Annotated in this window: 21 protein-coding genes; 3 read left to right on the top strand and 18 right to left on the bottom strand. The window is 74.3% G+C overall.

The annotated features are described in order from the left end of the window. Positions 1-16: 16 nt before the first annotated feature. Positions 17-1279 carry a styrene monooxygenase/indole monooxygenase family protein gene (locus ACVV2G_RS04320; protein WP_453841221.1) on the top strand — a complete coding sequence of 421 codons (1263 nt, stop codon included), beginning with the start codon at positions 17-19 and terminating at the stop codon, positions 1277-1279. On the opposite strand, the gene ACVV2G_RS04315 is transcribed toward ACVV2G_RS04320, so the two are convergent. The 9 genes from ACVV2G_RS04315 to ACVV2G_RS04275 form a co-directional block, all read right to left on the bottom strand. After that, positions 1243-2400 carry a C40 family peptidase gene (locus tag ACVV2G_RS04315; RefSeq protein ID WP_453841220.1) on the bottom strand — a complete coding sequence of 386 codons (1158 nt, stop codon included), beginning with the start codon at positions 2398-2400 and terminating at the stop codon, positions 1243-1245. The two genes, ACVV2G_RS04320 and ACVV2G_RS04315, sit on opposite strands and share 37 nt — an antisense overlap. 103 nt (positions 2401-2503) lie before the next feature. Next, positions 2504-2827, bottom strand: coding sequence for a hypothetical protein (locus ACVV2G_RS04310; RefSeq protein ID WP_453841219.1), 324 nt, complete (start codon positions 2825-2827; stop codon positions 2504-2506). A 31-nt stretch (positions 2828-2858) separates the two neighbouring features. After that, positions 2859-3512, bottom strand: a complete 654-nt coding sequence (locus ACVV2G_RS04305) for a TetR/AcrR family transcriptional regulator (protein WP_453841218.1) — start codon at positions 3510-3512, stop codon at positions 2859-2861. A gap of 62 nt (positions 3513-3574) precedes the next feature. After that, positions 3575-4513 (bottom strand): AurF N-oxygenase family protein, encoded by a 939-nt coding sequence (locus ACVV2G_RS04300; RefSeq protein WP_453841217.1) that lies wholly within the window; start codon positions 4511-4513, stop codon positions 3575-3577. 218 nt (positions 4514-4731) lie between these two features. Further along, positions 4732-6189, bottom strand: coding sequence for a penicillin-binding transpeptidase domain-containing protein (locus ACVV2G_RS04295; protein WP_453841216.1), 1458 nt, complete (start codon positions 6187-6189; stop codon positions 4732-4734). A gap of 16 nt (positions 6190-6205) precedes the next feature. Further along, entirely contained in the window at positions 6206-7588 is a 1383-nt protein-coding gene (locus ACVV2G_RS04290; RefSeq protein ID WP_453841215.1) for an FtsW/RodA/SpoVE family cell cycle protein, read from the bottom strand. 42 nt (positions 7589-7630) lie between these two features. After that, complete coding sequence (locus ACVV2G_RS04285) at positions 7631-8080, bottom strand: SH3 domain-containing protein (protein WP_453841214.1); 450 nt, start codon at positions 8078-8080, stop codon at positions 7631-7633. A gap of 119 nt (positions 8081-8199) precedes the next feature. Next, a complete protein-coding gene (locus tag ACVV2G_RS04280) occupies positions 8200-9444 on the bottom strand; it encodes an ATP-binding protein (protein ID WP_453841213.1) in 1245 nt (414 codons plus the stop codon). Further along, positions 9441-10247: a hypothetical protein gene (locus tag ACVV2G_RS04275; protein WP_453841212.1), complete on the bottom strand. Its 807-nt coding sequence runs from the start codon at positions 10245-10247 to the stop codon at positions 9441-9443. Before ACVV2G_RS04275 ends, ACVV2G_RS04280 begins: the two co-directional genes overlap by 4 nt. A gap of 343 nt (positions 10248-10590) precedes the next feature. Between ACVV2G_RS04275 and ACVV2G_RS04270 the strand changes: the two genes are divergently transcribed. After that, positions 10591-11394: an NERD domain-containing protein gene (locus ACVV2G_RS04270; RefSeq protein WP_453841211.1), complete on the top strand. Its 804-nt coding sequence runs from the start codon at positions 10591-10593 to the stop codon at positions 11392-11394. A gap of 90 nt (positions 11395-11484) precedes the next feature. Here ACVV2G_RS04270 and ligD read toward each other — a convergent pair whose 3' ends face one another. Then, the gene (gene ligD, locus ACVV2G_RS04265; protein WP_453841210.1) at positions 11485-12366 is read right to left on the bottom strand and encodes a non-homologous end-joining DNA ligase; all 882 of its coding nucleotides are present in this window, start codon (positions 12364-12366) and stop codon (positions 11485-11487) included. Positions 12367-12443: 77 nt separating this feature from the next. Here ligD and ku point away from each other — a divergent pair, with 77 nt between their 5' ends. Then, positions 12444-13601: a non-homologous end joining protein Ku gene (gene ku, locus ACVV2G_RS04260; RefSeq protein WP_453841209.1), complete on the top strand. Its 1158-nt coding sequence runs from the start codon at positions 12444-12446 to the stop codon at positions 13599-13601. Between the two features lie 42 nt (positions 13602-13643). On the opposite strand, the gene ACVV2G_RS04255 is transcribed toward ku, so the two are convergent. From ACVV2G_RS04255 to ACVV2G_RS04220, 8 genes are all read right to left on the bottom strand, one after another. Beyond that, on the bottom strand, positions 13644-14234 hold the full coding sequence (locus ACVV2G_RS04255) for a hypothetical protein (protein ID WP_453841208.1): 591 nt from the start codon (positions 14232-14234) through the stop codon (positions 13644-13646). A gap of 395 nt (positions 14235-14629) precedes the next feature. After that, positions 14630-15376: a DUF4142 domain-containing protein gene (locus ACVV2G_RS04250; RefSeq protein ID WP_453841207.1), complete on the bottom strand. Its 747-nt coding sequence runs from the start codon at positions 15374-15376 to the stop codon at positions 14630-14632. Between the two features lie 280 nt (positions 15377-15656). Beyond that, a complete protein-coding gene (locus ACVV2G_RS04245) occupies positions 15657-15992 on the bottom strand; it encodes a TcmI family type II polyketide cyclase (protein ID WP_055417864.1) in 336 nt (111 codons plus the stop codon). A gap of 50 nt (positions 15993-16042) precedes the next feature. Next, the gene (locus ACVV2G_RS04240) at positions 16043-16525 is read right to left on the bottom strand and encodes an SRPBCC family protein (protein WP_453841206.1); all 483 of its coding nucleotides are present in this window, start codon (positions 16523-16525) and stop codon (positions 16043-16045) included. A 1-nt stretch (position 16526) separates the two neighbouring features. Further along, positions 16527-16796, bottom strand: coding sequence for an acyl carrier protein (locus tag ACVV2G_RS04235; protein ID WP_161167749.1), 270 nt, complete (start codon positions 16794-16796; stop codon positions 16527-16529). Between the two features lie 239 nt (positions 16797-17035). Next, positions 17036-18316: a ketosynthase chain-length factor gene (locus tag ACVV2G_RS04230; protein WP_453841205.1), complete on the bottom strand. Its 1281-nt coding sequence runs from the start codon at positions 18314-18316 to the stop codon at positions 17036-17038. Continuing rightward, positions 18313-19584 carry a beta-ketoacyl-[acyl-carrier-protein] synthase family protein gene (locus ACVV2G_RS04225; RefSeq protein ID WP_453841204.1) on the bottom strand — a complete coding sequence of 424 codons (1272 nt, stop codon included), beginning with the start codon at positions 19582-19584 and terminating at the stop codon, positions 18313-18315. Before ACVV2G_RS04225 ends, ACVV2G_RS04230 begins: the two co-directional genes overlap by 4 nt. Next, the gene (locus ACVV2G_RS04220; RefSeq protein ID WP_453841203.1) at positions 19581-20048 is read right to left on the bottom strand and encodes a cupin domain-containing protein; all 468 of its coding nucleotides are present in this window, start codon (positions 20046-20048) and stop codon (positions 19581-19583) included. Before ACVV2G_RS04220 ends, ACVV2G_RS04225 begins: the two co-directional genes overlap by 4 nt. Between the last annotated feature and the right edge of the window lie 89 nt (positions 20049-20137).

Below are 20137 nucleotides of genomic sequence, written 5' to 3'. Positions count from 1 at the left end.
TTAGGAGCGTCCCCGCATGCGGAAGATACTCGTCGTCGGAGCCGGCCAGTCCGGTCTCCAGCTCGCCCTCGGCCTCCAGTCGCACGGCTACGAGGTCACCCTGATGTCCAACCGGACCGCGGACGAGATCCGCACCGGCCGGGTCATGTCGACGCAGTGCATGTTCCACACGGCACTCCAGCACGAGCGCGATCTCCAGCTGAACTTCTGGGAGTCCCAGGCCCCGAAGATCGAGGGACTCGGCGTCTCGGTGGCGGCCCCCGGCTCCTTCGACCCCGGCCCCTCGCAGCGGGCGATCGACTGGCTGGGCCGGCTCGACGGCTTCGCGCAGTCGGTCGACCAGCGGGTGAAGATGGCCGGCTGGATGGAGACCTTCGCCCAGCGCGGCGGTCAGCTGGTCATCCACGGCGCGGCCGTGGGCGACCTGGACTACTTCGCCCGCGCCTACGACCTCGTCCTCGTCTCGGCGGGCAAGGGCGAGCTGGTCCAGATGTTCGGCCGCGACGCCTCCCGCTCCCCGTACAGCGAGCCGCAGCGCGCCCTCGCCGTCGCCTACGTCCACGGTCTGGGCCCGCGCCCGGAGCACCCGGAGACCGAGGCCGTCCGCTGCAACCTGGTCCCCGGCGTCGGCGAGATGTTCATCATGCCGACCCTCACCACGTCGGGCCGCGCCGACATCCTGTTCTGGGAGGGCATACCCGGCGGCCCGCTGGACGCCTTCAAGGACGTCAAGGACCCCGCGGAGCACCTCTCCCTGACCCTGGAACTCATGGAGAGGTTCCTCCCCTGGGAGTACGCGCGGGCCACCAAGGTCGAGCTGACCGACGCGGGCGGCACCCTCGCCGGCCGCTACGCCCCCACCGTCCGCAACCCGGTCGGCCGCCTCCCCGGCGGCGGAGCGGTCCTCGGCGTCGCCGACGTGGTCGTCGCCAACGACCCGATCACCGGCCAGGGCTCCAACTCCGCCGCCAAGTGCGCCGCCTCCTACCTCGCCTCGATCCTGGAGCACGGCGACAAGGAGTTCGACGAGCCCTGGATGCGGCAGACCTTCGACCGCTACTGGGAGACGGCCCAGCACGTCACCAAGTGGACGAACACCATGCTCGCCCCGCCGCCGGAGCACGTCCTGAACCTGATCGGCGCCGCCGGTCAGCTCCAGCCCGTCGCCGACCGCTTCGCCAACGGCTTCAACGACCCGGCCGACTTCGAGAACTTCTTCTACGACCCGGCGAAGACCGAGGGCTACCTGATGGAGGTCTCGGGCGCGGCGGGCGCGTAGGCGTCGGCGTACCCCTCGTCGGACCCGTCCGCCGCCCCCTCGGGGAGCCTCGGCGGCGTGTACCGCCGCAGCGGTTCCCCGCCGGGGTCGGGGCGCACGGCGCCCAGCACCGGGTTGGCGGCGATCGGCGACACCTTGACCTCGGCACCGGGGCGCGGCGCCTGGACGACCATCCCGTCGCCGAGGTAGATCGCCACATGGGTGGCCTCGGGGAAGTACACGACCAGGTCACCGGGGCGCAGCTCGTCCAGCGGTACGCGCTCCAGCCGCGCCCACTGCTCCTGGCTGGTCCGGGGGACCGGCGTCCCGGCCCGCTCCCAGGCCACGGAGGTCAGTCCCGAGCAGTCGTACGACGCCGGGCCCTCCGCGCCCCACTCGTACGGCTTGCCGAGCTGCTCCACCGCGAAGCGCACCGCCCGCTCGCCGGCGGCGGAGGGCTTGTCGTCGTCGCCGAGCGCGCCGGAGGCCATGAACCGCTCCTGCGCCTCGGCGATGCCGCTCCGCTCGAACTCGGCCAGTGCGGCCAGCTCCCCGGGGGTGAGCGAGGCGAGGAGTTCCTCGACGGCGCGCAGCCTCTCGCGTACGCCGTCGCGCTCCTCGGCCTGCCGCTTCGCGAGGGCGGCCTGCTCCTCCAGGGCCTTGCGCGCCCGCCCGGCCAGTTCGTCGGCCTTCCTCTCGTTCCCGGCCAGGCGGCCCACCGTCTCGGCCCGGTCGCGGGCCAGCTGCCCGAGCACATGGCCCTGGTCGAGCGCGCGCTGCGGATCGCGGGCCAGCAGCAGCCGCAGGTAGGGGGAGAGGTCGCTGCTGTTCCGGTACTGCTGCCGGGCCAGCCGTCCGGCCGCGCCCCGGCTGTCGCGCAGGGACAGCCGGGTCCGGGCCAGCTCGGCGTCCAGCCGGCGCACCACGGCACGCTGCGCCCGCAGCCGCTCCTCGGTGCCGTTGTAGGTCTCGGTGGCCTTCTCCGCCTCCCGGTACAGCCGCTGAAGGTCCGTCAGCAGCCCGGCCACGGACCGGTCCGCGCCGCTGCCGGGCTCGGGTACGGCCGCGGCGGGCACGGGCGCGAGGACGATCCCGGCGGTCACCGCCGCCGCACACGCCAGACGCAGAAGCCTTCCTGACACGCCATCACCTCCGGTGCGGGGCGGCCCGTCCGCTCCGCACCGCGAGCATGTGGCGCGTCCCCGGACTCCGCGCGCCGAGTGTGCGCGGTTCGGCGCAACGGGGTCACCCGTGGGCGTCGTCCGGCTTGCCGCCCGGCGTGGCGCCTGGATCGGCGCCCGGCCGGGCCCGCGGCCCGGACCAGGGCCATCTGCGGCCCGGGCCCCGCGCGCCCTCGGGGTCGTAGGCGTACTTCCAGCGGGCGAACCGCAGCCCGCCCCGGGGGTCCCGGGGGACCCGCCGGTACACGAGGACGGTGGGCGGCCCGCCGTCGGGGTCCGGCACGGGGATCCGGTACGTCTTCGGCGGGTGCCCGGTCATCCCGACCAGGACGGGCAGTACCCGTCCGTCCATGGGGCCACCCTCGAAGGGGGTCTCTTCGCTCTTCACGGCACCAGTGTCAGTGATCCGTGCGCCGGTGTCAGACCTCCGCCGCCAGCGCCGCGACCAGCGCCTCGGTCTGCGGGTCGCGGCGGGCGGTGACCGTCAGCGCGGCGAGGAACTGCTCGACGAGCCAGTCCCGCAGCTCGTCGAGGGGCGGCTGCTTGTCCTCGTCCAGCCAGATGAGCGAGCCGGCCTCCACCGCCGTGATCCACATCCGGACGGTCATCCGCAGCCGGGGGCCGGGCCCGGCGACGCCCAGGTGGCTCAGGACGTGCTCGGCGGCGGCCCGGCGCACGCCGTCCACGATGGAGGAGGTCCGCGAGGTCTCGGCCACGCTGCCGCCGCGCAGCAGGGCGCTGAATCCGGTGTCGTGCTCCTCGACGAAGGTGAGGTAGCGGTCCAGCGCCCGGGACAGCCGGGCCAGCAGCGGACCCTCGTGCGGCTCGTCGAAGCACAGCGTCAGCTCGTCGGCGGCCGACCTGAGCGCGGCCTCGTACAGCTGCTGCTTGCCGCCCGGGAAGTACCGGTAGACCAGTGGCCGCGAGACCCCGGCCTGCTCCGCCACGTCGTCCAGGGAGACCTCCTGCGGTGGCCGGTGCGCGAAGAGGACGAGCGCCGCGTCGAGCAGCTGGACCCGGCGCTCCTCGACGCTGAGCCGGCGGTAGGCGGGGGTGGGGGCCTGCGGCGTCATGACCCGCAGCGTAACCCGCGCACCCCCGCGGCCACCCGCCCGAACGGGCCGTACCGGCCGGACTAGGCCAGGAGCCCGGACGACCGCCACAGACGCCGGCCGGCCCCCCGCAGTACCCCGATGTCGTCCAGGAAGTCGGTGAGGCGCTTCGCGCCGGTCTGCATGATCTCGCGCCGGTGGCCGCTGGCCCTGACCTGGGCCAGCGCCTCGCGCCGGTCCAGGCCGACGTTCGTGTAGACCTCGGGGTTGACGAAGGCGACGGAGAAGACGCGGGCGAACTCGCCGGAGGAGACCCGGGTGAACTCCCGCGACCACCTCGGCGCCGTCACCATCTGGCGCCGCAGTTCCTCACGGGCGTAGCGCACGTGGCGGGCCTCCTCCACGACGTGGATGCGCGTGACGCCCCGGATCAGCGGCTGGACCCGCTCGTCCGGGAAGGTCAGCCGCTGCATCCAGTCCAGGACCTCCTCGCCGAGCAGCGTGGCGGTGAAGGAACCGGGCGTGGTGGAGATCGTCTTGAACAGGCGGCCCAGGCGCTGGTGGACCGGGCTCACCGGGTACCACGGCGTCTCGCCGCGGGTTATCAGCCGGGCGAACATCTTCGAGTGCCGGCACTCGTCCTCGATCTCGGTCAGCGCGTAGCGCACGTGCGCGCTCGTGGCCGCCTTGTCGTAGATGTGCCGCACCAGCAGCTGCATCAGGATCAGCTCGAACCAGATGCCGAGCGAGGCGAGGGCGGCGGCCTCGTGCCGGGAGAGCAGGACGCGCTGCTCCTCGCTCATCCTGCGCCACATCGGGGTGTCGTACAGCGAGACCAGCTCCGGCGGCCAGAACCACTTGCCCTCCTCGAAGGGCGCGTCCCAGTCCAGCTCCCTGTCCGGGTCGAAGGAGTGCTTGGCGGAAGAGTCGAGCAGCCGTTCGGCCACCTGCTCCCGGTCCTTGAGCAGGCCGAGCGCGTCGCGCAGGCCCCCGAGCGCGTCGGCTTCCGTCAGGGTCGTCATGGCTGTCCCACCTCGTCGTGTCACCCGCGGTCCCTCGGACTGGTTCCGTCTTATGAGACTGCGCGTCAGCAAGACAGTCAATCCCCTGGGCGCGACGTGTTGACCGTGAGTAAAGAAGTGGGCCGCGCCCCGGTTCCCGGACCGGGGCGCCGAGGCCCCCGGCACCCCGCCCGCCACCGGCTCGGCCGCCCCGGCGGGGAAAGGCGTCCCCCCCCGTCTCACGACGTCAGCACGGCCTCCATCACCGCCCGGGCGATCGGTGCCGCCAGCCCGCCCCCGCTGACGTCGTCCCGGTCGGCGGCCGAACCCTCGACCACCACCGCGACCGCCACCCTGGGCGCCAGGTCCCGGTCGCCCTGCGCCCAGGAGACGAACCAGGCGTACGGGGTGCCCGAGTTGCCGACACCGTGCTGGGCGGTGCCGGTCTTGCCGCCGACGGTGGCGCCGCGGACGGCGGCGTTCGCGCCGGTGCCCTTCTCGACCACGCCGGTCATCAGCTCCTTCAGCCGCGCCGCCGTGGCGGGCCGCATGACCTCCCGGGTGGGCCGTGACCCGGCCGTCGCCACCAGGCTGCCGCCCGCCCGCAGGGTCCGCTCCACCAGGTACGGCGGGCGCACCCGGCCGCCGTCGGCCACCGCCGCCGCCACCATCGCCATCTGGAGCGGCGTCGCCCGCGTGTTGTACTGACCGATCGACGACAGCCCGAGCTGCGCCCGGTCGACCGAGGTGTCGAAGGTGCTCCGCGAGACGGCGAAGGGAATCCGCAGCCCGGCCTCGTTGAAGCCGAAGGCCTCCGCCGTGGCCGCCATGCCGCTCGCGCCCACGTCCACGCCGAGCTTCGCGAACACCGTGTTGCAGGACCGCTCGAACGCCTGCCGCAGGGAGGCGTTCCGGCATCCCCCGGCCTCGTTCGTCAGCCTGGTCCGCGTCCCGGGGAGCGTGTACGGCTCGGGGGAGCGGGTCGGCGCGTCGAGGTCCCGGACCACGCCCGCGTCCAGCGCCGCCGCCGCGGTGACCACCTTGAAGGTCGAACCCGGCGGATAGGTCCGGCGCACGGCCCGGTTGAGCATCGGCTTGTCCGGGTCGCGGTTCAGCCGGTCCCAGGTCCGGGTGGCGGCCGCGCTGTTCCCGGACAGCGACTCGGGGTCGTACGACGGCGTGGAGACCAGCGCCAGCACGCGGCCGGTCGACGGTTCGACCGCGGCCACCGCCCCCTTGTGCCGGCCGAGTCCCTCGAACGCCGCCCGCTGCGCGGCCCCGTGGATCGTCGTCACGACGTCGCCGCCCGGGTTGTGGGTGCCGGTGACGTCGTTCCACAGGGGCAGGGGCGCCAGCAGCGGGTCGGCGCCGGACAGGAGACCGTCCTCGGCGTGCTCCAGCAGGGTCGTGCCGTAGGCCTGCGAGGCGAAGCCGGTGACCGGCGCGTACAGCGGCCCGTCCCGGTAGGTCCGTTCGAAGCGCAGGTGCTCACCGGTGTCCCGGGAGCCGGTGACCGGCTCGCCGCCGACCAGGATGTCGCCGCGCGGCTGCTGGTAGCGGGCGATGTCCGGGCGGCGGTTGGCCGGGTTGCCGTCGTACTGCGGGGCCTGGACGATCTGCACCCGGGCGGCGTTCACCAGCAGCGCGATCAGCAGCAGGGCGCAGAAGGCGGCGGCGTGCCGGATGTGCCGGGTCACCGGAGCCGCCCCGCCCTCACGGCGCCACCCGCCCGTCGTCCCGGCCTGCCTGGCTGCGGGCCGCGTGGCTGACCCGGATCAGCAGCGCCACGATCGCCCAGTTGGTGACCACCGACGACCCGCCCTGGGCCAGGAACGGCATGGCCATGCCGGTCAGCGGGATCAGCCCGGTCACCCCGCCCGCGATGACGAACACCTGGAGCGCCACGATCGAGGAGAGGCCGACCGCGAGCAGCCGGCCGAAGGGGTCGCGCGCGCCGAGGCCCGCCCGGTAGCCGCGCTCCACCAGCAGCGCGTACAGCAGGACGATCGCGGTCAGGCCGAGGAACCCCAGCTCCTCACCGGCCGTCGCCAGGATGAAGTCCGACTTGACGGCGAAGCCGATCAGGACGGAGTGCCCGAGACCGAGGCCCGTGCCGGTCACCCCGCCCGCCGCGAAGGCGAACAGCGACTGGGCGAGCTGGTTGGGGCCCCGTCCGGCCTCGATCGACGCGAAGGGGTGCAGCCAGTCCTCCACCCTGCTGTGCACGTGCGGCTCCAGCCAGCCCACGGCCACCGCGCCCAGCGAGGCCAGCACCAGGCCCACGGCGATCCAGCCGGTGCGGCCGGTGGCGACGTAGAGGAGGACGACGAAGAGGCCGAAGAACAGCAGCGAGGTGCCGAGGTCGCGCTCCAGGACCAGGACGCCGACGCTGACCAGCCACACCGCGACGATCGGGCCGAGGACACGGCCCGTGGGCAGCTGGAGCCGCCCCATGTGGCGGCCCGCGTACGCCAGCGCGCTGCGGTTCGCGGCCAGGTAGGCGGCGAAGAACACCGCGAGCAGTACCTTGGCGAACTCGCCGGGCTGGATGGAGAAGCCCTCGATCCGGATCCAGATGCGGGCGCCGTTCACGGCCGGGAAGAAGATCGGCACGGTGAGCAGGGCGAGTGCGGCGGCGACGCAGACGTACGCGTAGCGCTGGAGCACGCGGTGGTCGCGCAGGAGCAGGACCACCACGATGAACAGCGCCACCCCCAGCGTCGACCACACCAGTTGGGCGGGGGCCGCCCGGTCGCCCGGCGTCTCCAGGTCGAGCCGGTAGATGAGCACCAGACCGAGACCGTTGAGCAGTACGCCGATGGGCAGCAGCAGCGGGTCCGCCCAGGGCGCGCGCAGCCGTACGGCCAGATGGGCGAGGAGCGCGAGCACGCCGAGCCCGGCGCCGTAGCCGGCGGCGTCGGACGGGAGGGTGCCGTGCTGGGCGAGACCGACGTTGCAGTAGCCGAACACCGAGAGCAGCACGGCCATGAGGATGAGCGCGAGTTCGATGCCGCGGCGCCGGGGGAGACGGGCGACGGGAGCGGGCGTGTCCGCCTGTGCCACGGTGATTCCGGTTCCGGTTCCGGCCTGGGTCATGTCCGGAACTTAACTAAATGGCGTGGTCTGTGGTCGTCGGCGTCAGCACCAGCGCGGCGCGGGTCCGACGTTGTCGATGTGACGGGCCGCTCCCCAGGCCCAGGTGCCGTCCGTGAGCAGGTACCAGAGTGGGTTGCCCTGCACCTTGTCGCCGGGGGTCTTGCAGTGGATGCGGACGGTCTCGCCCCGGTGGGCGTACCGGATGACCTGCCCGCCGCGGGTCGGCGAGGTGCGCAGCGGGAGCCGGTCGGCCGTGACCACGCCCCGGTAGCGGGCCTGCTCCCGGCGGCCGTCGCTCCCGCCCCACTCGCCGCCCCCGTTGCCGCCGGAGGGCCTGGAGGCCGCGCTGCCGGAGCCGGGGCCCGCGCCCCGCTCGTCGTTCGCGACGGCGGGGGTGACGGCTGCGGCGGTGGCGAGCGCGCCGGCGGCGACGGCGACGGCGGCACCGCGGACGAGGGGTGAGCGCGGGGACAGTGCGGACAGCAGGGACATGGGAGTACCTCCCGGGGAGCGGACGGGGCTTCAGGTGACCAACCGCCACATTAGGAGCGCCCGATGCGCACCGCTCGCCGCACTGCGCCATCGGGGAACCGGCCGGTCCGCCGGGCCCGTCAGAGGTGCTGAGGAAGCGTCAGGGTGGCCAGCGCCCCGCCGCCGGGCGGATTGGCGAACTCCAGCCGGGCGCCGAGCACCTCCGCCTGGCCCAGCGCGATCGTCAGACCGAGCCCGTGCCCCTTCGCCCCGGCCTCGGTGCGGAACCGCTGGGGCCCGTGGACGAGGACGTACTCCGGAAAACCGTCCCCGTGGTCCCGCACGGTGATCACCGGCCCGTCCACGGTCAGCACCACCGGCGTCCGCCCGTGCCGGTGCGCGTTGGCGACCAGATTGCCGAGCACCCGTTCCAGCCGCCGCCGGTCGGTCTCCACCCGCGCGTCCCGCACGACGTCCACGCGCATGCCGGTGCCGGAGGCCCGGACGACCCGCCCGGCCAGCGCGCCCAGCGCCTCCGGGTCCGCCTCCAGCCGCTCCCGCCCGCTGTCCAGCCGGGAGATCTCCAGCAGGTCCTCGGTGAGCGTGCGCAGGGCGGCCACCCGGTCCCGCACCAGCTCGGTCGGACGCCCCGGCGGCAGCAGCTCGGCCGCCGCGTGCAGACCGGTGAGCGGGGTGCGCAGCTCGTGCGCCACGTCGGCGGTGAAGCGCTGCTCGGCGAGCAGCTTGCCCTGCAGCGACGACGCCATGGAGTCCAGCGCGGCGGCGACCGAGGCCACCTCGTCCTGCGCGCGCCTCGGATGCGCCGCCCGGGGATCGTCGACCCGCGCGTCGAGGTCGCCCGCGCTGATCCGCCGGGCCACCCGGGCCGTCGCGTGCAGCCGGCGCGTCACCCGCGTCACGGCGAACGCGCCCACCAGCAGCGTCGCCCCGATGGCCAGGGCCGACGACCACACGATCGCCCCGTCGAGGGCCTCGATGGTGCGCTCGCCCTGCGTGTGGTCGATCCGCACCGCGAGCGCCCGGCCGCCGGCGGCCGGTCCCGCCGCCCACATCGTGGGACGCCCGTCGTGCTCGGCGACCATCGTGCCGCGCCGGCCCGACACGGCCAGCTCCCGCAGCCGCTCCGGCAGCCCCGGCGGATCGACGCCGGCACCCCGCCGCAGGGGGCCGCCCGCCTCGTACGACTCCGTCGCCTCCCGCAGCCGGGACAGAGCGGCGTCCCGGGCCTGGCCCACGGTCTGGTCGGTCACCGACACGTGCACCAGGACGCCGAGCAGCGCGGCGAGCGCACAGCACATCACGATGATGAAGGCGGCGGCCCGCACCGCGAGCGGACCGGCCCACCGGGGCAGACCGAGCCTCACCGGGCGCTCGCCGAGGAGGAGGCCGACCGCGACGCCGACGCCGACGCCGACGCCGACGGGGAGGGGGAGAGGCGTGCGGGGTGCTTCCCGCCGTCGGCCGTGCGCAGCATCTCGTCGCTGGTGAGCAGCATGGCCCGCTGGTCGGCGTCCCACGTCCACCGGAGCCGGTACTCGTAGCCCGCGACCTCCGAGGGCGAGCGGACGATCACCGCCCGCCCGGCCAGCTCGACCGAGCCGACGGCGTCGTCGTAGGACATGACCCGCACGAGCCGGTCCTCCGCGACGGTGTAGACGCGCACGGCGGTCAGCTGCTCGGGCAGCAGCCGGAAGCCCAGCGTCATCTCGGGGCGCCCGTCGCCGGTCAGGTCGCGGTAGTACGGCCTGAGCACCGGGCACCGGCCGTGCTCGCCGTCGACGCCGTCCACTCCGCAGTCCGCCATCCGGCGCGCCGTCCCGCGGTACGGCGCGTCGTCGCCCTCGTAGTCGTCCGGGTGCGCGGCGATCTCGGCCCGCACGGCGGCCACCGGGTCCGCGTCGCGGATGTCGCCGCCGGGCACGGCGACGCCCTCGACGACCTCGTTGTCCACCTCGCCGATGTCGTAGGCCGGACTCGACGCCGGCGTCAGGTCGGGCCAGAGCCGGGCCGGACTCCGCGCGGCCGGTGTCGCGCCCGCGCTCCGCAGCCCGCCCGAGTCGCCGCAGCCGGCCAGCACCCCGGCCAGCACCCCGGCCAGCGCCGTCGCCAGGAGCAGCGCGAGGGGGGCGGAAACGCGGGCGGGGCGCCCGCGGCGGCTCGGGACCACTGCACTCCAGGTGTTCGGTCAACAGGCGTTCGGCAGCGGGACGCGCCGCACCTTGATTCGTACGGGAGTCCATTTTGCGTGCGCGCGGGCCCGCCGGGCTACTCGGCCAAGTTCCGCGGCGGCCGTGCGGCGACCGGGCCGGGTCCGCGGGCACTGCGCGGACCGGCCGTCGTGCGGCGCCCACGGCGAGCGCCGGGCCCGGACCGGCCGGACCGCCTCCTGGCGGCGCCTAGCCGCCCCGCCCCGCGGTGTGCCTGCCGGGTCCGCCCGCCCCCTCTCCGGGACGGGACTGTTCTTGCCCCGTGGCATCCCGCCTGTTCCCATGGTCGTGGGGTGATGGTGCATGAAGGGACTGCGCGTCGTACCGGTCCGGCGGCACGGTCGGGAGCGGCTGTACGTCTGCCTCCCGGACGGTGGGAACGTCGCCTGGTACGACCGTGAGGCGGCCCGGGTCAGCCTGCTGAGCGGCGACCGGCGGGACGACGTCCTCGATGCGCTGGCGCCCTTCCTCACCGGCTCGGTCACGGTCGGCCCGCCCCCGGTCCCGACCCCCGCCGAGCTGGCCCGGCTCTCCCTCCACCCGGACGACGACCTCGCCCCCAACCGTCCCGGCGAGGCCCTCCTGGTCGCCCTGGAGCGGGATCCCGGCCCCGCGCGCCGGCTCCGGCCCGACGCGCGACGCCGGGCGCTGGCGGCCGAGCGGACGACGGGTGCGGTCCTCGACCGGCTCGACGGTGCCGGCTGGCGCACCCTGCACTCCCTCCCGCTGCCCGGCGGCGACCGCGTCCACCACCTGGTGATCGGCCCCGGCGGTCTCTTCGCCGTCCACGTGGTGCCGGCCCGCGGTCAACGCGTCCGCATCGCCGACCCCCTGGTCGCGCTGGGCCGCCGCGAACCGCTCCCCCTGCTGCGCCGGGTCCGTGCCGACGCCGACCGGGCCTCCTACGCCCTGACGGCCCAGGTCCACGCCCTCCTCGTCCTCGTCGGCCCGAAGGACGTGGCCGTACCGGTCCCGCCCCGCTCGGTCCGCGTCCTCACCGACGAGGAGCTGCCCGACCTGGCCGGCCTGGGCGGGACGCTCAAACCGGCGGACGTGGAAGCCCTGCACGCCCTCGCCAGGGACCGTGCCACGTGGACGCGTTCGTGAGGGCCCTCCCGCGCCGGGGGCCGTGCCTGTGAGGCTCCTCCCGTGTCGGGGGCCGTGCCACCTGGACGCGCCCGTGAGCCCCCTCCCGCGTCAGGGCAGAACCGCCGCCCGCCGCCGCTCGAACAGCGGCGCCAGCAGGTCGCCGTGGTCCCGCACCCGCGGCCCGACGTCCTCCGCCCGGAAGGCGAGCTGCTCCGCCCGCCCGCACCCGGCCACCTCCTCCCAGGTCACCGGGGTGGAGACGGTCGGCGCGGGGCGCGCCCGCACCGTGTAGGGGGCGGCCGTGGTCTTGCGGGCGGCGTTCTGGCTCCAGTCCACGAAGACCTTGCCCGGCCGCAGGCTGCGCGTCATCCGGTGCACCACGAGCCGCGGCAGGGCCCGCTCCGCCTCCACCGCCAGCGCCTTCGCGTACTCCGACACCCGCTCCGGCGACGCCCCCCGCACCCCGGCCAGCAGGTGCAGCCCCTTGGCCCCGGACGTCTTGGCGTACGACTCGACCCCGTCCGCCGCCAGCCGCTCCCGCAGCCACAGCGCGACCTCGCAGCAGTGCACGACGGTCGCGGGCGGTCCCGGGTCGAGGTCGAGGACCAGCCGGTCGGCCTCGGCGGGGTCGGCCGCGGTCCACTGGTGCGTGTGGAACTCGGTCACCAGGTTCGCCGCCCACATCAGGCTCGGCAGGTCCTGCACCAGCACCATGCGCGCGGGCCCCTCCGACCGGGGCACCTCGGCGGTGGTGACCCAGTCGGGCGTACCCGGCGGCACGTTCTTGGTGAAGAACACCTCGCCGTCCGGACCGTCCGGATAGCGCAGGAAGGAGACCGGACGGTCCCGCAGGTGCGGCAGCAGCACCTCCGCGGTCGTCGCGTAGTAGTGCAGCAGCTCGCCCTTGGTGAGGCCGGTCGCGGGATACAGCACCTTGTCCAGGTTGCTGAGGGCGACCCGTCGCCCCTCCACCTCTGTGATAGGCGCCATACCATGAGAATCTCACGAAAGACGGACAAAATGCCCGACGGTCAACCGGCGGTCGACGGACAGGAAGGGTGCTGCACGTGCGATCCATCTGGAACGGCGCCATCTCCTTCGGCCTGGTCAGCATCCCGATCAAGCTGATGAACGCGACCGAGAGCCACTCGGTCTCCTTCCGCCAGATCCACACGGAGGACGGCGGCCGGATCCGCTACCGCAAGGTCTGCGAGCTGGAGGACCGCGAGGTCACCCAGGACGAGATCGGCAAGGCCTACGAGGACGCCGACGGCTCCATGATCCCGATCACCGACGACGACCTGTCCCACCTGCCGATCCCGACCGCGCGGACGATCGAGATCGTGGCCTTCGTGCCCGAGGAGCGCATCGACCCGCTCCAGATGGGCTCGGCGTACTACCTGGCGGCGAGCGGCGCGCCCGCCGCCAAGCCGTACACCCTGCTGCGCGAGGCGCTCAAGCGCAGCAACCGGGTCGCGATCGCCAAGTTCGCGCTGCGGGGCCGCGAGCGCCTCGGCATGCTCCGGGTCGTGGGCGACGCCATCGCGATGCACGGCCTGCTGTGGCCGGACGAGGTGCGCGCCCCCGAGGGCCTCGCCCCGGACACCGACGTCACCGTCCGCGACCAGGAACTGGACCTCGCGGACGCGCTGATGGACACGCTCGGCGAGATCGACCTGGCCGACCTGCACGACGAGTACCGCGAGGCGCTGGAGGAGGTCATCGCCGCGAAGGCCGCGGGCGAGACTCCGCCGGAGACCCCCGAGCCCGCGACGCCGGGCAAGGTGCTGGACCTGATGGCGGCGCTGGAGAACAGCGTGCGGGCGGCGCGGGAGTCCCGGGGCGGCGAGGAGCCCGGGGACGCCGGGGACGCGGGGGATGCCGGGGACGCGGCGGACGCCGGGAAGGCCGAGGTCAGGACCCTGCCGCAGCGCGCGACGCCGTCCCGGCGGACGCCCAAGGAGACCGGCGGCAAGAAGTCGACGTCGACGGCGAAGAAGACCGCGGCGAAGAAGGCGGAGGCGAAGAAGTCCACGGCCACCGCGGCCGGGAAGCCGACGGCCAAGTCGGGCCGGGCCGCCAAGAAGACGACGGGTCAGGGCGCGGCCAAGAAGACGGCGGGCAGGAGCACCGCCGCCAAGAGCACCGCCGCCAAGACCACGGCTTCCAGGAGTACGTCGAAGAGCGCCGCCAAGAAGACGGCGTCCCGCAAACGCAGCGCCTGACGGCCCCCGGACCGGGCGGCGCACCCGCCGCGCCGGGAGCGGTCAGTCCATCCTCCAGGGGGAGGCGGTCGTGCGGGGGACGGCGGACGGGCCGGGCTCGAAGAGTGCCGGGCTCGCCGACCCGGACGCCGTCGGCGCGAGGGAGGCGGCGCTGGGCAGCACCGGGCTCTCCTCCAGACGCTGCCCGATCGTGTCGGCCGGCCCGCCGCCCGGCGTGCCGGGCCCGGTGGTGAGCTGCGACCACGCGGTCAGGGCGAGGGCCACCGCGGCGGCCGTGCCGATCACCCGGCCGATCCGCCGGAGCCGGGCCCGGCCGTCCAGGTCACGCCAGGCCGGGCCGGCCCCCGGGTCCTCCGGGTACCACAGCTCGCCGACCGCGGCGGGAGCCGGACCGGGCCGCCGACCGGCGGTGCGCTCCCGCGCGGAGGGCTCCCTCGGGGCGGAGGCGCGGATGGCGCGCTCGTCGTCCTCCAGGAACCTCCGCCAGACGTCCTCGGGCACGGGCGGCACGCCGGCCGGTGTGGCGCCGTTGTCCGGTCCGGCCGGTGCGAGGCCGCTGTCCGGTCCATCCGGTGTGGCGTCGCTGTCCGGTCCGTCCGGTGTGGGGCCGCTGTCCGGCTCGGAAGCGGTCATGGTCCCGCCGTTCCTCTCTTCCTCCGGCCCGCTCGGCCGGGCCCCGTCGACGGCCGGGGGCCGCCCTGTGCCGTTCCGTGCCGTCCACCGTCCGGTGCCGTCCCGTGATCATCGCGCGGTGCGGTGTCCGAGCGTGCCATTCCCGCCCTCCGGATCGGGGTCCCGGTTCTCGGGGGCGACCGGCGCGTGCCGGGCGAGAACCGCCTTCCGCCTCCACCCTCGCACAGGGGTGGGACGGACGGGCAAGGGCCGCCGTACCTTCCGCGCCGGTCCGGCCGGACGGCGACGCGCCCTCCCGGGTCGTCCCGGACGGCGACGCGACCGCCACGGTCCGGCCGGCCGCGCCCGCCGGGCACCTCCGGGCTTCTACGGGTATCTCCGCGCCGCCCCGGCGGTCAGGGGGCCGCCGGTGAGGGGGTGGGCGTCGGGGCGGCCGTGTTCACGTTCAGGTCGGGCCGCGGCTTGAGCACCAGCACCCGCTCACCCGGCTGCGGCGGGGGCGGGGTGACCCTCTCCCGCGGCAGCTTCGCCGGGCCGGTCTGCTGGAAGGTGACCTCGTCGTACTCGACGAGCCCGGTCTTTTCCAGCACCGTGATGTGGTCCAGCACGGTGTCGTTGGCCAGGTCGGCCAGCTGCCGCACGAGCGTGTTCTTGGTCGTGGCCCGGATCTTGGCGATCGCCGGGAAGATCTGACCGTGGGTCACCCGCATGATGTTGACCGCCGACGAGTCGAACTCCTCGCCGCTCTTGGCCTTCACCGTCGACACGAACCCCTCCTGCTGCGGGGAGGCCCGGTTGGGCAGGGTGATGCCCAGATCGGGGGAGATCTCGCGGCACATCGCGTCCAGCCCGGCGTGACCGACGACCAGATGCTCGCCGGCCGTCTTCATCGCCTCCGTCGACCCGCGCTCCATCACGATCTCGCCGAGCGGGTACTCCCACAGCCCGGCGGCCCGGACCTTGACCACGAAGTCGCGGTCCGCCTCGGTGAGCGGCCCGAACCCGGTACTGGCGATGACCCGGTCCTGATCGCCGTCGGCCTTGTCCAGACCGAGCACGGCCGGGAAGGCCAGCGCGGTGAGGGTCAGGGTCATCGCACCGAACAGGACGACGACTCCGATCCTGCTGCGGGACAGGCGCATGATGCCTCCAAGGGCGACGCGAGGGACTCGCACGTGTACGCGTACGCCAGGAGGTACGGAATCGGCGGGCGGTTCCTTCACCGCTGCGGCACAAATCTCGCGGACGCCGCCCCTGACGGTCCCGCCGCCGCCCACCGCCCCCGATCGTGCGGGGGACCGTCCGGCGGACGCACCCGCCGGGCGGTCCCGGGCCGTCGCGGGCGGGGCCCGCGCACAGACGCCCCGGGGCCGCCCGACACACGGCCGGGCGGCCCCGGGGCGGGGTGCGGGACGACGGGCGTCAGCCGGCGGCGGTCCGCTCCCAGCGGTAGAAGCAGCGCGCCATCGCGTCCTTCGGACCGCGCCAGGTCGCCGGGTCGTACGCCGAGACGTACGGCTCCAGTCGCTCGCTGACCTGGCGGAACTCGGGGTGCCCGGTCAGCCTGCCGATGGTGGGGGCCGGGTCCTCGTCGCTCTCGATGAGGTGCAGGTACACGCCGTCACCGAACTCGAAGAGACTGCGCCGGTTGACGCCCACCAGGTGGGGCAGTTCGCCGCTGTCGGACTCGGCGAAGACCTTCGCGATGTCCGGTGCCGCGCCGGGTGCCATCCGGGCGACGATCAGGGTGTGGTGCATGGGAGGAGGGGCCCTTCGTCGGTGTGGTCGGTGTACTCGGCCCGGCGGGGTCAGTCGGCCAGCGCCGAGGCGGGCCGCCGCCGTTCGCCCGCCTCCTGCTCGATCCGGTCCCGGATCAGGGCCATCTGCGTGCGGGAGTTGCGGTTGATGTTGTCCGTCATCCAGGCGTCGTCCACGGGCGCGTCCGGCTTCATGGCGAAGTCCTGGATCCAGCGCATCCGGGTGCCGTCGGCGCTCTGCGCGTACTCCCAGACGATGTTCATGTACTGGAAGGGACCGGTCTCCACGCGGTGGGCGCGGACCGTGCGGGTCGTCGGATCGGCGACCCGCTCGGAGACCCAGCTCCACACCTTGCCGTCCGCGTCCGGGTGCATGGTGAGCCGGAACGTGACGCGGTCGCCGTCGCGTTCGAGGACGTCCACGGAGGCGTACTCGCTGAACAGCCGGGGCCAGTTGTCGATGTCGTTGGTCATGTCCCAGACCAGCTCCATCGGCGCGGCGATGGTGATCTCGTTGTCGGTGTGGCCGGCCATGTCACACTCCCGTCTTCAGGGCGCCGTTGACCAGCGCGAGGAAATCAGCGGGCGTCTTGCAGCGTTCGGCCTGCTCCGGCAGGCCCAGCCCGTACCGCTTCTCCAGCTCGGCCACGATGCCGAGCAGGCCGAGGGAGTCCAGACCGAACGTGTCGAAACCCGCGTCGGCCTGCTGCTGGAGGGTGACCGGGTCGACGTGCACGCCGGCGGTGCGCTTCATCAGCGCGGACAGCTCTTCGACGGTCACCTGGTAGTCCACTTGGTCGGTCATGCGAGGTGCTCCTTCACTCGGTCGGCGCTCGCCCGGAAGCGGCGCTCACTCGGGATCGCGTTGGTCTGTCCGAACCACCGGTCGTCGGTCGTCGCTCACCGATCGCGGTGTCGGTTGTCGGTCATCGGTTGCCGGCCGCCGGCCGCCGGCCGTGGGCCACAGGCCTGCGGCAACCGGTCGGGAGCCGTTGGTCGCCGGTCGCCGGTCGCCGGTCGCCGGCCATCGGCGTCGGCCGTCGGTCATCGGTCATCGGTCCGCACGGCGCCCCGCCGCAGTACGAGCGCCGAGTTGGAGCCCATGAGCCCGCGGCTGAGGACGAGGGCCGTACGGGGTTCCGCGGGGCGGGCCCGGCCGGTCACCAGGTCCAGGTCGTGACACACGTCGAACACGTGCGGGGTGGGCGGGACCAGCCCGTGCTCCATGGCGAGCACCGCCGTCGTCACGTCCAGCACCGGCGCCGCGCAGTACGCCCGCCCGGTCCCGGTCTTGGGCGCCGTGACCGGCACGCGCCGCGCGTGCGGACCGAGCGCGTCGGCGAGGGCCAGGGCCTCGGCCCGGTCGGCCTCCGGGACACCGAGGGCGTCCGCGAACACCACGTCGACCTCCTCGGGCCGGCAGCCGGCCTCGGCCAGCGCCCCCTCGATCGCACGGGCCAGCCCCTCCCGGGACTCGGCCCAGTGGGAGGGCCCGGTGAAAGTGGCCGCATGTCCGGCCACCGTCGCCCGTACGTCCGCCCCCCGCTCCCGGGCCGCCGTCTCCTCCTCCACCACGAGCACGGCACCGCCCTCGGCCGGTGCGAACCCGCAGGCCGCGCCCGTGAACGGACGGTAGGCGCGGTCGGGCTCGGTGGCGCGGCTCAGCTCCGGGTAGCCCAGCTGGCAGACGATCGAGTACGGAGCCAACGGCGCCTCCGTCGCGCCGCAGACCACCGTGTCGGTGCCGTTGCGCACGGCCAGCGCCGCGTGCGCGAGGGCGTCCAGACCGCCCGCCTCGTCGGCGGCCACGACACCGCAAGGGCCCTTGAAGTCGTTGCGGATGGAGACCTGCCCGGTGCTGGCCGCGTAGAACCAGGCGATCGACTGGTACGGACCGACGTACCGCGACCCCTGGCCCCACAGGTTCTGCAGCTCCCGCTGCCCGAACTCGCCACCGCCCGAGCCCGCGGCGGTGACGACCCCGACCGCGTACGGCGACTCGATGTCGGCCCGGCCGAACCGCGCGTCGTCCAGCGAGAGCTGCGCGGCGGTCAGCGCGAAGTGGGTGAACCGGTCGGTCTGGACGAGGTAGCGCTCCTCGACCGTCTCGGCCGCGTCGAAGCCGCGCACCTCGCCCGCGACCCGCAGCGGCAGGTGGTCACAGCCCTCCCGGGTGACCGGGCCGAGGCTGCTGGTTCCGTCCGCGGTCGCCTTCCAGAACGCCTCGGCCCCGATGCCGTGCGGGGACACCACGCCGAGGCCGGTGACGACGGCCCGCCTGCTCGCGCCGTCGTTCCGGCGCGTACTTCCTCGTGGTCCGCTCATCGCAGCCCTCCTTCGCAGCCGCTGAGGACGACCGCGGACTGGAAACCGCCGAAACCGCTGCCCACCGACAGCACGTTGCGCAGCGTCCGCTCCCGTGCCTCGCGCGGCACGTAGTCCAGGTCGCACTCGGGGTCGGGGGTCGTGTAGTTGGCCGTGGGCGGCACCATCTGGTGGTGCATCGCCAGCACACACGCGGCCAGTTCGATCGAGCCGATCGCGCCGAGCGAGTGACCCACCATGGACTTGATCGAGCTCATCGGCGTCGCGTAGGCGTGGTCGCCCAGCGAGCGCTTGACGGCGGCGGTCTCGTGCCGGTCGTTCTGCTGGGTGCCGGAGCCGTGCGCGTTGACGTAGTCGATGGCGGAGCCGTCCAGGCGGGCCATGTCCAGCGCCGTGTCGATGGCCCGCGCCATCTCCAGGCCCTCCTTGGTGAGCCCGGTCATGTGGTAGGCGTTGCCGAAGGTCGCGTACCCGGAGACCTCGCAGTACACGTCCGCGCCACGGGCCCGGGCGTGTTCCAGGTCCTCCAGGACGAGCACCGCCGCGCCCTCGCCCATCACGAAGCCGTTGCGGTCGGCGTCGAAGGGGCGGGAGGCGTGCGCGGGGTCGTCGTTGTTCGGCGAGGTCGCCTTGATGGCGTCGAAGCAGGCCATGGTGATCGGCGATATCGGGGAGTCGGCCGCGCCCGCCAGGCACACGTCGACCCGCCCCTCGGCGACGGCGTGGTACGCGTACCCCACCGCGTCCAGCCCGGACGTGCAGCCGGTGGAGACGGTCTGCACCGGTCCGCGCACGCCGAACTCCTCGGCCACGGCCGACGACAGCGTCGCCGGGGTGAAGGCCCGCTCCAGGTGCGGCTCGGCCCGCCGGTCGTCCACGTCCCAGCGGGTGCCGCGCTCGCTGACCAGGACGTAGTCGTGCTCCAGCCGGGTCGTGCCGCCGACCGCCGTGCCCAGCGTGGCACCGGCCCGCCAGGGGTCCTCCCGCCCCATGTCGAGGTGCGCGTCCCGCACCGCCTCGGCGGCGGCGACGAGCGCGAACTGCACGTACCGGTCGCACCGCTGGACCGTGGCGATGTCCAGCCCGTGCGCGGAGGGTTCGAAGTCGCACTCGGCGGCGATCTGCGAACGCAGACCGGCCGGGTCGAACAGGGAGATGCGGCGCGTCGCCGTACGGCCTTCGGACAGCAGGCCCCAGAACTGGGGCACGCCGATCCCGCCCGGGGCGACGACGCCTATGCCCGTGACGGCGACCCGACGGCGGTTCACGACACCGCCTCGGCGGCCGTGGCGGAACGCTCGTGCCCGGCGCACCCCGCGTGGCCCTCGTGCGGAAGGGCGTTGCCCGCCGCGTCCTCGGTGTCGACGTGGCCCAGCTCCGGCCGCGGGGCCAGCGGCCCCAGGTGGAAGACGAGACGCGCCTCGGTGTCGCCCACGTTGCGGAAGCGGTGCCGCACGTCCTGCGGGATGAGCATCCCCTGGCCGGGTGACAGGGAGTGCGCCACCCCGTTCAGGTCGACCTCCAGCGCACCGTCCGTGACGTACACGAACTCCTCGGAGTACGGGTGGTAGTGCTCGGCGATGCGGTCGCCGGGCTGCACGATGGCCACGCCCATGAAGCCGCTGGTCGCTCCGGCGGTGGTGGGCGTGAGAAGGGCGCGGAGGTCTCCGCCGCGGCGGCGGTTCGGGGCGATGTCGCCGAGGGAGACGATGCGTACCTGCTGGTCTGTCATGTCGTTCACTCCGGGTGACGGGAAGCGGTGGAAGATCGGTCGGATCCGCGCGGACCGGCGGGCGCGCCGTCGGGCCCGGCCCGCCCGCG

It is taken from the genome of Streptomyces sp. JK94, from assembly GCF_053613315.1.
This window is presented reverse-complemented; position numbering and strand designations above follow the sequence as displayed.

Excerpts from the sequence above, each read along its gene's own strand:
- ACVV2G_RS04320 (WP_453841221.1), top strand. The coding sequence starts at position 17 with ATGCGGAAGATACTCGTCGTCGGAGCCGGCCAGTCCGGTCTCCAGCTC.
- ACVV2G_RS04305 (WP_453841218.1), bottom strand. The coding sequence starts at position 3,512 with ATGACGCCGCAGGCCCCCACCCCCGCCTACCGCCGGCTCAGCGTCGAG.
- ACVV2G_RS04300 (WP_453841217.1), bottom strand. The coding sequence starts at position 4,513 with ATGACGACCCTGACGGAAGCCGACGCGCTCGGGGGCCTGCGCGACGCG.
- ACVV2G_RS04290 (WP_453841215.1), bottom strand. The coding sequence starts at position 7,588 with ATGACCCAGGCCGGAACCGGAACCGGAATCACCGTGGCACAGGCGGAC.
- ACVV2G_RS04285 (WP_453841214.1), bottom strand. The coding sequence starts at position 8,080 with ATGTCCCTGCTGTCCGCACTGTCCCCGCGCTCACCCCTCGTCCGCGGT.
- ACVV2G_RS04270 (WP_453841211.1), top strand. The coding sequence starts at position 10,591 with ATGAAGGGACTGCGCGTCGTACCGGTCCGGCGGCACGGTCGGGAGCGG.
- ligD (WP_453841210.1), bottom strand. The coding sequence starts at position 12,366 with ATGGCGCCTATCACAGAGGTGGAGGGGCGACGGGTCGCCCTCAGCAAC.
- ACVV2G_RS04255 (WP_453841208.1), bottom strand. The coding sequence starts at position 14,234 with ATGACCGCTTCCGAGCCGGACAGCGGCCCCACACCGGACGGACCGGAC.
- ACVV2G_RS04250 (WP_453841207.1), bottom strand. The coding sequence starts at position 15,376 with ATGCGCCTGTCCCGCAGCAGGATCGGAGTCGTCGTCCTGTTCGGTGCG.
- ACVV2G_RS04245 (WP_055417864.1), bottom strand. The coding sequence starts at position 15,992 with ATGCACCACACCCTGATCGTCGCCCGGATGGCACCCGGCGCGGCACCG.
- ACVV2G_RS04240 (WP_453841206.1), bottom strand. The coding sequence starts at position 16,525 with ATGGCCGGCCACACCGACAACGAGATCACCATCGCCGCGCCGATGGAG.
- ACVV2G_RS04235 (WP_161167749.1), bottom strand. The coding sequence starts at position 16,796 with ATGACCGACCAAGTGGACTACCAGGTGACCGTCGAAGAGCTGTCCGCG.
- ACVV2G_RS04230 (WP_453841205.1), bottom strand. The coding sequence starts at position 18,316 with ATGAGCGGACCACGAGGAAGTACGCGCCGGAACGACGGCGCGAGCAGG.
- ACVV2G_RS04220 (WP_453841203.1), bottom strand. The coding sequence starts at position 20,048 with ATGACAGACCAGCAGGTACGCATCGTCTCCCTCGGCGACATCGCCCCG.